Source organism: Winogradskyella sp. ABM4_392, assembly GCF_056160445.1.
The window spans coordinates 252,755-266,349 of sequence record NZ_JBSWXE010000001.1 but is presented as its reverse complement, the minus strand read 5'-3'; the positions used below and the strand labels follow the sequence as shown (position 1 = coordinate 266,349).

The window sequence follows — 13,595 nt, the reverse complement described above, 5'->3', positions numbered from 1 at the left end:
AAATGGAAAGTATTATACATTATTTTGAAACTATTGATCCTGTTTTAGGAGCTTTATACGCTTCGCTTTTTACTTGGATTGTTACTGCTGCAGGCGCATCATTGGTGTTCTTTTTTAAAGGAATGAATAGGGCACTCTTGGATGCAATGTTAGGATTTACAGGTGGAGTTATGGTAGCCGCAAGTTTTTGGAGTTTATTAGCGCCAGGAATAGAAATGAGCGAAGGTGAAGGCTTTGTAAAGGTTATTCCAGCTGTTGTTGGTTTTTCACTTGGAGCACTCTTTATTTTTGGATTAGATAAGTTACTACCTCATTTACACATTAATTTTAAAGAAGAAGAAAAGGAAGGTGTAAAGACACCTTGGAGACGAACAACACTTTTGGTTTTGGCAATAGCCTTGCATAATATTCCTGAAGGCTTGGCGGTAGGTGTGCTGTTTGGTGGTGTTGCTGCTGGTATACCAGAAGCCACTATTGGTGGTGCAGTAGCTTTAGCTTTGGGTATTGGTATTCAAAATTTCCCAGAAGGATTAGCGGTATCTATGCCATTACGACGTCACGGAGTTAGCAAATTTAAAAGTTTTTGGTACGGACAACTTTCTGCCATTGTAGAACCTGTTGCTGCCGTTTGTGGTGCAGTTGCTGTTACATTCTTTCAACCTATTTTGCCTTATGCTTTAGCCTTTGCTGCAGGAGCAATGATTTTTGTTGTAGTTGAGGAAGTCATACCTGAAACCCAACGTGATAAGTATACTGATTTAGCCACACTTGGCTTTATTGGTGGCTTTATTATTATGATGACTTTAGATGTAGGTCTTGGGTAAAGAGACTCACTCTTCAGTTGGTGTTTCCAGCAACATCCCAATCCCATTAACTAATATTTGCTTGTTTTGAAAAGCTTCAGGATTTAAAATTTCTGTAGCGTTTTCGTCCTGTTGGCCTGTATTGACTTTTAGCTTTTTAAATTGGTAATTGTCAGTAGTTACTTCGTCTAGAACTAGTACATATTTGCTTTTACCTTCTTCAATAATCGCTTCGTTTGGCAAACCAATCCCTTTTTTACTGTCCGTAATGATATTAGCTTCTACAAACATTCCGACAATAAAATTAGCTAAATCTTTATCTACGTGCCCATGAACCTTAACACGTCTAGTAGTTTCATCAATGGTTGTGCCGACTAAATGTACATCTGCTTCAAAAGTTTTTTCTGAAGCTTCAGGAATTTTAAACCGAATTTTTTGACCTTTTTTGATGCGCATAATGTCTTTTTCAAAAGCAGATAATTCTAAATGAATATGGTCTATATCCACGATTTCTAAAATCACATTGTTTGGAGAAACATAAGCGCCATTACTAACGTTTACCTTCGTTACGTTTCCGTTAATTGGTGCGTATAAATTTATAGTTGAGGTTATACGTCCTTGCTCTACAGCTGTAGGACTTATATTCATCATTTGTAATTTTTTCTTTAGTCCGTTGTAAGTGGCCAAACTACTTTTGTAAGTGCTTTGCGCTTTTAGATAGTTTTTTTCTGAAGTAATTTCCTCATCAAAAAGTGTTTTTTGTCTGTTGAATTCAGCTTTTAGATAATTGAGTTGCTCAGCTATTTCTAAATAGTTTTGCTGAATTTCTACATACTCAGGATTTTTTAAACTTACCAAAAGTTGTCCTTTTTTAACCTGGTCGCCAATTAAAAGAGGTGTGTTAGAAATATATCCACCAACAAAAGTACTGATGCTAGATTTGTTTTTTGGTGGTACGTCTATCATTCCGGTAACATTAATTCCTGTTGAAAAATCAAGTGTTTTCAAACTATCTAAAACCATTTGTTCACTTTCAAATTGAGCTTTAGTTACCAATATCACATTGTTTTTGGTTGCTGTGTTTTCAACCGTTTCTGTGTTGTTTTCTTTATTTCCGCAGGCTAAAAATAAAAGCGAAAAAAGAAATGTATATATGTTTTTCATAGGTTTAAAATTTTCAAGAACCATTGGTTCAGTTATTTACTTTTCTAAAGTTGTTGGTCTTTATTTGTCAAATGCCCATTATGGGCTTTCATTTTAGTTGATATTTAGAGTAAGATGGTTAATTTGTATTACGGTTTGATTGTAAGCGTTTAAATTTTCTAGGTACGATAATTCAATTTCGCTAGCGGTTTCAAGACTTTGTATGTATTGAAAAAAGTCAATTTCACCTTCTTTAAACGTACGGTTTGCGGTTTTTATAATTTGATTTTTAAGGTCTTCACCTTCATTATTATAGTAGTTTACAGCTTCTTCGTATTGCGCTAAAGTCGCCAAAAGCGCATTATACTTAGTGTTTAACTTGGTTTTGTGATCTTGTTGTTGCTCTGTAATAATGTCTTTAGCAATTTTTGAAGCTTTTATTTTTGAAGCATTACCAGAAAATAACAACGGAATTTTCAACCCTAATTGATACCCTTTTATATTGGTGTTTAATTGGTCGTTTGTACCTTGAAAATACTCTACACTAATGTCTGGTAATAGGTTTTGTTTTTCTTGTTGATAGATAGCGTTTTGATAATTTTTCGCTTGTTCAAAGTACTGTAAACCAACATTGTTTTGTGTTGAAATCGATTCAATTTGTAATTGTTCAAGCGGTTGGTCAACAATCTCTAAACTATCAACTTGCACGACACTTTTGAGTTGTTCTTTGGAAAACGAAACTTCTTTTAAAGCTTGTTTGTACAAGGTTTCTAGCTTTTTTTGTTTGGATTTGGCGGTTATCATCTCTAAATAATTAGTTTCGCCAAGTTCAAAACGACGTTTTGATTTACTCGCAAAATCTTGATATAAACTATCTAAATATCTGTAGGTTTTCGCCTTGTTTTTAGCATAACTTAATTGATAATAGTAGGCATAAACAGCTTTTTGTAATTGCTCAAAACGAAGATTATAATGTGTTTCTTCTAAACTAGCTTTTGCTTTATTCACCTTTTTATCAGCAAAATAAACTGTTGGAAACTTAAAATCTTGAGCAATACCAAATACCTTTAATGGTTGGTTATTGATGGCTAAATTATTTTCGTCATAACTGTAATATATAGACGTTTTATCAAAACTAAAAGCACTTCCTATTAAGGCATTACTTTCGTCTACCTTAAGATTTGAAGCTTTTAAGCTGGCATTATTCTCTATTGCTAACATTAAAGTTTCTTCAATAGTTAATGGATGCTGAGCATTAGCATTCAGCATAAAAAAGAAACCAATTACGCTAACGATTGCTGTTTTATTCATTTTTATATCTTTTTTAGTTTCAAACCAGGCGTATAACACTGGTAAAACAAGTAGGGTCAGTATAGTTGCAGTGATTAATCCACCAATGACTACAGTTGCTAACGGACGTTGTACTTCGGCACCAGCAGATGTCGAAATTGCCATAGGCAAAAAGCCTAAAGCAGCAGCAGATGCGGTAAGCAGTACTGGGCGTAAACGGTCTGTAGCACCACGTTTAATACGCTCTTCTATGTTGGTAATGCCTTGTGCTTTTAGTTCCTTAAAATGCTCAATAAGGACAATACCGTTAAGTACTGCAATACCAAAAAGTGCAATAAAACCAACACCAGCAGAGATGCTAAATGGCAAATCTCGTAACCATAATAATAGTACACCACCAACTGCAGCTAGCGGAATTGCTGTATAAACTAATAATGCTTCTTTAGCAGAGCCAAACGCAAAATAGAGTAAGACAAAAATTAAAACTAAAGCAATTGGTACAGCTACAGAGAGTCGTGCTTTGGCGCTTTGTAAGTTTTCAAACTGCCCACCATAAGTTATGTTGTAACCAACAGGTAATTTGAGTTGATTGTCAATTATGCTTCTTACATCGTCTACAACTGATTGCAAATCCCTATTGCGAACATTTATACCAACCACAATGCGACGTTTTGTGTCGTCTCTTGAAATTTTTGCAGGTCCAATGGTGTATGTGATTTCTGCTAATTCGCTAAGCGGAATTTTTGTTCCACTTGGTGTATCGACATATAAATTTTGAAGACTGGCTAAATTTTTTCTATTGTTTTGGTCTAAACGCATCACTAAATCAAAACGCTTTTCGCCTTCAAAAACTTGACCAACAGTACCGCCAGCAAATCCCATTGAAATCACTTGATTAACATCTGAAATATTAAGTCCGTAGCGCGCAATTTTACTTCGGTTGAAAGACACACTCATCTGTGGTAAACCTTCAACTTTTTCAATGATGATATCTGAAGCGCCTTCAACATCTTTAATTAATTCTTTGACTTCGTCTGCTTTATTGGCTAAAATGGATAAATCTTCACCAAAAATTTTAATAGCAACATCGGCTCTAACACCTGTAATTAACTCGTTAAAACGCATTTCAATAGGTTGTGTAAATTCCACTTCCATACCTGGAATAATGCTTAGTGCTTCCTTAAATTTATCGGCTAATTCGTCCTTGCTTTCTGCGCTTACCCATTCATCTTTTGGTTTCAGTTTTATAATCACATCACTTTCTTCCATAGACATTGGGTCTGTTGGGACTTCGGCAGCACCAATACGACTAACTACTTGATCAACTTCAGGAAAATTTTCTAACAGTGTTTTTTCGATTTTGGTGGTAATTTCGATGGTTTTTCCAAGCGATGTTCCTGTCTTTAAAACAGGTTGAATTACGAAGTCACCTTCATCTAAAGTTGGAATAAATTCACCACCCATTCTGCTAAATAAAAAGACACTAAAAGCTAGTAAGATTCCTGCTAAACCAATCACTATTTTTTTATGGTTTAAAGCCCAGTGTATAGATGGTTTGTACCAAGAGTTAAGCACTTTCATTAATCTAACAGAAATATTATTTTCACTTGGTGCTTTAGGTTTCAAAAATAAAGAAGACACTACGGGAACGTATGTTAGACAAAGTAACATTGCACCAACTAACGCAAAACTGAATGTCAACGCCATTGGCTTAAACATTTTGCCTTCTACACCACTTAATGATAAAATTGGAATAAAGACTATTAAGATGATTAATTGTCCAAAAATGGCAGAATTCATCATTTTTGAGGCACTTTTTAACGTAATTTGATCGATTTCTGACTGTTTTGCTTCTTTTGTGAGTAATTTTAGTTTTTCACTTTCGGTAATAATTCTAAAAGCAATAAACTCGACAATAATCACTGCGCCATCAATAATAATCCCGAAATCTATCGCGCCAAGACTCATTAAATTGGCATCTACACCAAAAATATTCATCATTGAAATAGCAAATAATAAACTCAACGGAATAACAGACGCAACTACCAAACCTGAACGCAAATTGCCAAGCAATAACACTACAACGAATATGACAATGAGTGAGCCTAAAATTAAATTTTCGGATACAGTAAAGGTCGTTTTGCCAATCAGTTCACTACGTTCTAAAAATCCGTTGATGTAAACACCTTCTGGTAAACTTTTTTCAATACTTTTTACGCGCGTTTTCACAGCGTCGATAATGGCTTTAGAGTTTCCGTCTTTTAGCATCATAATTTGCCCAAGCACTTTTTCGCCTTCGCCATTACCAGTAATAGCACCAAAACGTGTGGCACTTCCAAAACCTACTTTGGCAACATCTTTAATATAAATTGGCGCGCCTTCATTTTTGACTACGATTTGCTCAATATCTTCAAGGTTTTTAACCAAACCTTCGCCACGAATAAAATAGGCTTCATCAGTTTTTTCGATATAACCACCACCAGCAACACTATTGTTTTTTTCTAATGCGTCGTAGATTTCGGACACCGAAATATTCATAGCATTTAGCTTGTTTGGGTTAATGGCAACTTCGTATTGCTTTAAAAATCCGCCCCAAGTATTAACCTCTACTACACCAGGAATACCAGAGAGTTGTCGTTTTACAATCCAGTCTTGGATGGTGCGCAAATCGGTAATGGAATATTGGTCTTCATAACCAGGTTTTACATCTAAAATGTATTGGTATATTTCGCCCAAACCAGTGGTAATTGGTCCCATTTCTGGCGAGCCAAAACCGTTAGGAATGGACTCTGAAGCAGACTTTATTTTCTCTGCAATTAATTGTCTTGGTAGATATGTGCCCATTTCATCTTTAAAAACAATGGTGACTACCGAAAGTCCAAATTTAGAAACCGAACGGATTTCTTCAACACCTGGTAAATTAGCCATTTCTAGCTCTACAGGATAGGTAATAAATTGCTCAACATCTTGCGTAGATAAGTTACGAGATGTGGTGATGACTTGTACTTGGTTGTTGGTTATATCTGGTACAGCGCCAATAGGAATTTGAGTTAAAGAGAAAATTCCGAAACCAATAATAAATGCTGTTAACAGGAAGACGATAAGCTTATTCTTTAAGCTTAACCTAATAATGTGTTCTAACATAGTTCATAAAATAAAATTGAAACGTGCCTGATTATAGGTTATAAACAGGAAGAATTTTAGAATGAATTATGCTTGCCGTGGTGGCTGTAAGAGTTGTGTGTCGCTTATGGAAGCGTATAGATTTAGATAGTGAAAGTTAGCTTCGGTATTTGAAGTTGTTTCAAAAGTATCTGATGAAGGTTGAAAAGGCGATTGAACAATAGCTAAAAGCGAAACATGCTGACCTTGACATTGAAACGGCAGTTGTTCATGGTCACTTTGCTCTTTATGATTGTGCTCTGTATGCTCGGCCTTTAATTCGCCATAATGTTTAGAAAGAAACACAAAGAAATTATCACCATACTCTTGTTTGTGAAACTGAGCATGCTCAATGAGTTCATCTAATTGCATGATATCATCTATACTTATTTGAAAACTCTGTATAAGTATAAAACTTGATAATAGTATGGAAATCAGTTTATTCACAAAAACAAAGTTAGTGAATTTTTAAAAAGAAAATTTGATATATGTCAGTTATGGTAGATTAGTTGCACCCACAACCATCAGAGTCACAAGATTTGTTTGATGCTTTTTTAGGTTTCCAGATGAATTTTCTGATTAGAAATCCCAAAGAAACCAGAAGTGCCGAGAAAACTAGTATGTTTTGAATAATATCATTCATCTACTTTAATATTTGGAATGCAACCAATGCTACAATATAAGCAAAAACACTCATTACTACTAATTGATACAATGGCCATTTCCACGAATTGGTTTCGCGTTTAACAATGGCAAGCGTACTCATACACTGCATTGCAAAGGCGTAAAATAACAGTAAGGAAATACCTGAGGCAAAATTAAATAATGGTCCACCAAGAATAGGATTTACTTCGCCAGCCATTCGGTTTTTTATAGTCTCTTCTTCATCACTACCTACACTGTAAATGGTTGCAAGAGTACCAACAAATACTTCGCGTGCTGCAAATGATGATACTATGGCGATACCAATTTTCCAGTCATAACCTAAAGGTCTAATAGCTGGTTCTATTGCTCTTCCTGTGATACCAATAAAGGAATGTTCTAATTTATGAGATGCTATTTTTTGTTGTAATTCTTCATCCGAAAAATTGTTAGAAGCATATTGCTCTGTTACAATTTCTTCAGCATTATTAAAATCGTCTCCTGGTCCATAAGAGGCTAAAAACCATAAAATTATCGAAATAGCTAAGATGATTTTACCAGCACCGAACACAAAGGCTTTTGTTTTTTCTAAAACAGTAAGTGCAACGTTTTTCACCAATGGTACTTTGTAATTAGGCATTTCTACCACAAAAAAGGTTTTGCTTCTAATTTTTAATACTTTGTTGAGTATCCAAGCAGATCCAACTGCAGCACCAAAACCAATTAAATACAAGAGCATTAATGTCAATGCCTGATAACTGAGACCTAAAATTCTGCCTTCAGGAATTACTAATGCAATGATTATAAGATACACAGGTAGCCTAGCAGAACATGTTGTAAAAGGTGTTACCAAAATGGTAATAAGACGTTCTTTCCAACTTTCAATATTACGTGTGGCCATAATTGCAGGAATGGCACAAGCAGTACCAGAAATTAGAGGCACAACACTTTTTCCGCTAAGCCCAAAACGACGCATAATGCGATCCATTAGGAAAACAACACGACTCATATACCCACTTTCTTCTAAGATTGAAATAAAGAGAAATAAAAAGGCTATTTGAGGTATAAAAATAACGATACCACCCAAACCAGGAATGATACCTTCTGCCAACAAATTGGTAAAAGCTCCTTGCGGTAAAACGCTCTTAGTCCACTCACTTAGAGCGGCAAACGATTCATCTATAAAATCCATTGGTACACTAGACCAATCGTAAATTGCCTGAAAAATAGTAAGTAAGATTATTCCAAATATCAAATAACCCCAAACCTTGTGCGTTAAAATTCTATCGAGTTTAATTCTTAAATCTTTAGCAGATTTTAAGTCAATTGTTTGCCCTTTTTTAAGGGTGTCGTTTATAAACTGATAGCGTTTAATTGTTTCTTTTTGTTGAAGACGTTTTAAATCGGCTTTGGTTTTTGTCTTAAAGTTGCTAACGTCATCAATAGTTTTTCTGTCAGTTTTACCAAAGTTGACATCTTGCGTAATTACCAACCACAATTTATATAGTAACTGATTAGGAAATGCTTTTCTGAGATTGTTAAAATAAGCTTCATCTATTGAAGATGCATTCATGCAAGGTTCGGTAGAAAGCTCTTTAAAATTGGTGATTAGTTCTTTTAGTTCAGAAATCCCGTTGTTTTTTCTGGTGCTTACAAGTGCAATTTTGGTATTCAGTTGCTTTTCTAAATAAGGGATGTCTAAGGAAATACCTTTGTAAGTCATTCGGTCTGACATGTTAATGACCAAAATGGTTGGTATTTCTAAATCTTTAATCTGTGTAAAGAGTAAAAGATTTCGTTTAAGATGCTCTACATCGCTAACTACTACAGCAACATCTGGGAAATCTTTATCGTTTTTATTAAGCAATAATTCAATAACTACATTCTCATCTAAAGAAGAAGCATTGAGGCTATACGTTCCGGGTAAATCTATGATGTGTGCTTTAACACCACGAGGTAGTTTGCAAATGCCTTCTTTTTTTTCGACAGTAATGCCAGGATAATTACCAACTTTTTGGTTTAAACCTGTTAAAGCATTAAATACTGAGGTCTTACCAGTATTGGGATTTCCTATTAACGCAACGTTGATCTGCTTACCCATTGACGATTTCTATTTCTATGTGTATTGCAGTCTCTTTTCTTAAGGCAAGGTGTGTACCATTAATGTTGAGGTACATAGGATCAGCAAAAGGAGCTACTTGAACCAGCTCAACAGTGTTACCAGGCAAACATCCCATTTCTAATAACTTTAATGGAATATGAATCGATGATACATCTTTTATGATGCCTTGTTCTCCGCGTTTTAAATCTGCAAGTGTCAAGCTATCCTTATTTAGATTGAATTTAAAGAAGCAAAAGTAAGCTAAATATTCAAGTGTTTAAAGTGCTTTTAGAAGAATTTAATCTTCTTGCTTTAAGATTTTGATGTCTTCAAGGATTTTTTTGATGTCTTCAGGATTGGTGCCATCATAAAAGCCTCTTATCTGACGGTTCTTATCAATGAGCATAAAGTTTTCGGTATGAATCATATCATACTCATCTCCATTACCATCTGTTTTTACAGCCAAGTAACTTTTTCTTGCCAATTCATAAATCTGTTTTTTGTCACCTGTTACTAAATTCCATTTACGGTCAATGACACCCTTTTTCTTGGCATATTTTTTTAGTTGTGCAACGCTATCAATTTTTGGTGTTACAGAGTGCGAAAGTAGCATCACTTCATCATCACTAATAATTTCTTTTTGTATTTGGTACATATGGTCGGTCATTATCGGACAAATAGTTTGGCACGTTGTAAAGAAGAAATCAGCAACATAAATTTTATCCTTGTAGGTGTCTTGTGTAATTATATCACCATTTTGATTAAGTAGACTAAAATCTGCAATCTTATGGTATTTTGCCTGATGTTGAATAGTACTATCTACCAACTCTTCACTCACCATAGCAGGTTGATAAATAGGGAGAGGCGTAGGAACATTAAGAACATTATAGATAATTGCTAGTATGATAAGTGACAATACGGTAAAGAAAATTCCAAATTTTTTATATTCTTTAAAAAAAGAGAGGAAAGACATAGATTAAGCTTCAAAAATTATGAGTTGCAAAGATACGATTAAGGTAAATTTTCTTGAATTTTTTTAACAGAAATGTAGTACTGTAAGACAGTGATTTATAATTCCTTGTTAAAAATATTCTGTTTGGAAATACAATTATTTTCTAAATGCCTTGAAAACATTACTTTTGTCAATCGAAATTTGAAAATGACTACATGGAATTTGTAATTAAGATATCCCAATTCTTACTAAGTTTATCCCTTCTTATTGTATTACACGAGTTGGGTCACTTTATACCAGCAAAGCTTTTTAAAACTAAGGTCGAAAAATTTTATCTCTTTTTTGATGTAAAGTATTCACTATTCAAAAAGAAAATCGGTGATACCGTTTATGGTATTGGTTGGTTGCCTTTAGGTGGTTATGTGAAAATCGCCGGAATGATAGATGAGAGCATGGATAAAGAGCAAATGGCACAACCACCAAAGCCTTGGGAGTTTAGATCTAAACCTGCTTGGCAACGTTTAATTATTATGCTTGGTGGTGTAACGGTAAACTTTATTTTAGCATATGTTATCTATGTAGCCATATCCTTTGTTTATGGTGATTCTGATGTTAAAGTTGAAAGCTTAAAAGACGGTTATTCAATAGAAAACCCACTCTTAAGTGATTTAGGGTTTAAGACAGGAGACAAGGTTTTAGCTATAAACGATGAGCCAATTATTAACGATTCTGACATTGGTTTTAACTTGATTAAAGCCCAGTCTATCACAATAAGTAGAGATGGTAAAGAACAAACCATTGATTTACCTGAAGATTTTTTAGGGCAATATTCTGCAAGTGGTGTAAAAACTAATTTTGAATACCGTATACCATTTATGGTTGGTAAAGTTGCTGACTCTTCTTTAAACAAAGATAAAGGCTTAAAAAGAGGTGATGTTATTACAAGTATTAATGGCAAGCCTTTAAAATATTATGATCAGCTTGATGAAGTGAGAGGTGACTTAAAAAACACTAGTGTAACCACTGAAATTCTTCATGAAGACAATACCAAATCTACAATGCAGCTTCAGCTTGATAATGAAGGTAGATTTGGAATAAGACCTTATAATAACCCAAAACGTTTTGAAGAGTTAGGGTACTATGACATCTTTAGAAAAGAGTATAGCTTTGGTGAGAGTTTTGGTGCTGGATGGAGAAAGTTTACTAAAACCATTAGCAATTACGGAGACCAATTAATGGCTATTTTTAATCCAAGCACAGGAGCTTATAAAGGTTTAGGAGGTTTTAAAGCAATTTACGATCAATTTTCACCAGTTTGGAGTTGGCCATATTTTTGGGGATTAACAGCCTTTTTATCTATAATGTTAGCGATACTTAATTTATTACCAATACCAGCATTAGATGGAGGACACGTAATGTTTTTACTTTATGAAATGGTGTCTGGTCGTAAACCAAGCGAAAAATTCTTAGAGCGTGCGCAAATTGTTGGGTTCTTTATTTTAATAGCGTTAGTATTGTTTGCAAACGGTAACGATATATTTAAAGCAATTACACAATAAAAAAATAAGTTTTCATATTGCAGAGATTAAAAAATAATTTATATTTGCGCTCGCTAAAGCGAAAAAACACCTTCCTCAGTAGCTCAGTTGGTTAGAGCATCTGACTGTTAATCAGAGGGTCGTTGGTTCGAGCCCAACCTGAGGAGCAAAAAAAGCCTGATAATTTTATCAGGCTTTTTTGTTTATGTTATCTTCTTGTTTTTAAGAATTATATTTCTTCTTCAATTCCTCCAGCATCACTTTTGTCATTGCATTCAAGTCAAAACTATGTTGCCAATTCCAATCGTTTCGTGCCACAGAATCATCAATTGATGATGGCCAACTATCAGCAATAGCTTGTCTAAAATCTGGTTTGTAAGTAATTTTAAAGTCTGGAATGTGATGCTTTATGCTTTCAAAAATTTCTTTTGGTGTAAATGAAATCGCCGAAAGATTATAAGATGATCTAATACTTAAATTATCAGAAGGTACTTCCATTAAATCTATAGTTGCTTTTATGGCATCGTCCATAAACATCATAGGTAGGCTTGTGTTTTCAGAAAGAAAACATTCGTATCTGCCAGATTTGATGGCTTCATGATAAATCTCAACAGCATAATCTGTCGTACCACCTCCAGGCATAGCTTTATGGCTAATAATGCCAGGATAACGAATACTTCTCACGTCAACACCATATTTTTTATGGTAATACTCGCACCAACGCTCACCAACTTGTTTGGTAATGCCGTATACAGTGGTTGGTTCACAAATCGTGTGCTGAGGTGTATGGTCTCTTGGAGTTGTTGGCCCAAAGACAGCAATGCTACTCGGCCAATATACTTTTTTAATGGTGCCACCTTTCGCTAAGTTCAAAACATGAAAAAGCGAATTCATGTTAAGATCCCAAGCTTCCATAGGATATTTTTCACCTGTTGCACTTAAAAGCGCGGCCATAAGATAGACTGTATCGATATTGTAGTTGATACAACAATCTTTGATGGCATTAAAATTTTTGGCATCAATAATTTCAAAAGGACCAGAGTTTACTAAATCTAATTTTCGGGTATTAATGTCGCTGGCAATAACATTCTCAACACCATGTATTTCCCTTAACTTGGTGGTTAGTTCTGTGCCTATTTGTCCACAGGCTCCAATGATTAATATTCTAGAAGGCATAAGTGTAATTAAAGTATTCTCAAAAATATGAAGAATTTAGATGTTCAAAAATTAAAATTTTCAAAAAAAACGATGTTTAAGTAAAAAGTTGATAATCTATATTTTAAGAATATACTATGAATTGAAAATAATAGTTTAAGTATATTTACATCAAATAAAAGCGGTTATGAGAATTGGATTTTTCCTTCTTAATGTATGTTTTCTCCTATTCATAAATTGTGGTGATGATAAGTTGTCTTCTGAAGATACTACTGAAGAAAATACGACTCAACAACCAGTTATTACAGCTAAAGCAATAGAAGGTTTTAAATACACGGATTATGTATTGAGCCCAAGAGGTGAAAAAGCTGTGGCAGATTGGGAAAAATATCAAGAATTGGCCATACAGATTAATTATCTCAAAAAAGCAGATTTGTCATTTTTTAATGGAGATAAGGAGCTACTCACAAAGTTCATTGATGAGTTTAAAAAACAAACTCCGAGTTTACTTAAAACAAATCCTATCGTATCGAGAACTGCAATTATTGAAACTACACTTTTACGGTTAAATGAAAATTTAATACTAGATAACATAGACGACCAACTAAAACTACAAAGTGTAAAAGAAGTGTTAGTCGCATTTTCTAATCTTAATTATCAAATAAATAAGAAGTTAGAGCGCGATTTATATGAGAAAATAAAGTCGGAATTCTAGAACTTTATTTGTGTTAAAGTTTTTTAATGTTGTAACATTTATTTGTTCTAACGGTCTTATTACTAATTACGTTTAACTCGAATTAACTAAAACC

Annotated in this window: 11 protein-coding genes and 1 tRNA gene; 4 read left to right on the top strand and 8 right to left on the bottom strand. The window is 34.2% G+C overall.

Annotated features, from left to right (window positions below; translation table 11 throughout):
• The first annotated feature begins 2 nt into the window (after positions 1–2).
• Positions 3–824, top strand: coding sequence for a ZIP family metal transporter (locus tag ACXAFS_RS01060; RefSeq protein WP_475304721.1), 822 nt, complete (start codon positions 3–5; stop codon positions 822–824).
• 6 nt (positions 825–830) lie between these two features.
• On the opposite strand, the gene ACXAFS_RS01055 is transcribed toward ACXAFS_RS01060, so the two are convergent.
• From ACXAFS_RS01055 to ACXAFS_RS01025, 7 genes are all read right to left on the bottom strand, one after another.
• Entirely contained in the window at positions 831–1,967 is a 1,137-nt protein-coding gene (locus tag ACXAFS_RS01055) for an efflux RND transporter periplasmic adaptor subunit (protein ID WP_475304720.1), read from the bottom strand.
• Positions 1,968–2,060: 93 nt separating this feature from the next.
• Positions 2,061–6,380 (bottom strand): CusA/CzcA family heavy metal efflux RND transporter, encoded by a 4,320-nt coding sequence (locus tag ACXAFS_RS01050; protein WP_475304719.1) that lies wholly within the window; start codon positions 6,378–6,380, stop codon positions 2,061–2,063.
• Between the two features lie 66 nt (positions 6,381–6,446).
• The gene (locus ACXAFS_RS01045; protein WP_475304718.1) at positions 6,447–6,845 is read right to left on the bottom strand and encodes a hypothetical protein; all 399 of its coding nucleotides are present in this window, start codon (positions 6,843–6,845) and stop codon (positions 6,447–6,449) included.
• Between the two features lie 58 nt (positions 6,846–6,903).
• On the bottom strand, positions 6,904–7,041 hold the full coding sequence (locus ACXAFS_RS01040) for a FeoB-associated Cys-rich membrane protein (RefSeq protein WP_475304717.1): 138 nt from the start codon (positions 7,039–7,041) through the stop codon (positions 6,904–6,906).
• A complete protein-coding gene (feoB, locus tag ACXAFS_RS01035; protein WP_475304716.1) occupies positions 7,042–9,141 on the bottom strand; it encodes a ferrous iron transport protein B in 2,100 nt (699 codons plus the stop codon).
• Complete coding sequence (locus ACXAFS_RS01030) at positions 9,134–9,361, bottom strand: FeoA family protein (protein ID WP_475304715.1); 228 nt, start codon at positions 9,359–9,361, stop codon at positions 9,134–9,136. The genes feoB and ACXAFS_RS01030 overlap by 8 nt, the downstream gene beginning before the upstream one ends.
• Positions 9,362–9,439: 78 nt before the next feature.
• Positions 9,440–10,114, bottom strand: a complete 675-nt coding sequence (locus ACXAFS_RS01025) for an SCO family protein (protein ID WP_475304714.1) — start codon at positions 10,112–10,114, stop codon at positions 9,440–9,442.
• Between the two features lie 194 nt (positions 10,115–10,308).
• Here ACXAFS_RS01025 and rseP point away from each other — a divergent pair, with 194 nt between their 5' ends.
• Together rseP and ACXAFS_RS01015 are read left to right on the top strand one after the other, a co-directional pair.
• The gene (rseP, locus tag ACXAFS_RS01020) at positions 10,309–11,652 is read left to right on the top strand and encodes an RIP metalloprotease RseP (RefSeq protein WP_475304713.1); all 1,344 of its coding nucleotides are present in this window, start codon (positions 10,309–10,311) and stop codon (positions 11,650–11,652) included.
• A gap of 72 nt (positions 11,653–11,724) precedes the next feature.
• Positions 11,725–11,798 (top strand) — tRNA-Asn (locus tag ACXAFS_RS01015).
• 55 nt (positions 11,799–11,853) lie between these two features.
• Here ACXAFS_RS01015 and ACXAFS_RS01010 read toward each other — a convergent pair.
• Positions 11,854–12,807, bottom strand: coding sequence for an NAD-dependent epimerase/dehydratase family protein (locus ACXAFS_RS01010; RefSeq protein WP_475304712.1), 954 nt, complete (start codon positions 12,805–12,807; stop codon positions 11,854–11,856).
• A 166-nt stretch (positions 12,808–12,973) separates the two neighbouring features.
• On the opposite strand from ACXAFS_RS01010, the gene ACXAFS_RS01005 reads away from it, so the two are divergent.
• Positions 12,974–13,501: a hypothetical protein gene (locus ACXAFS_RS01005; protein ID WP_475304711.1), complete on the top strand. Its 528-nt coding sequence runs from the start codon at positions 12,974–12,976 to the stop codon at positions 13,499–13,501.
• Positions 13,502–13,595: the final 94 nt, after the last annotated feature.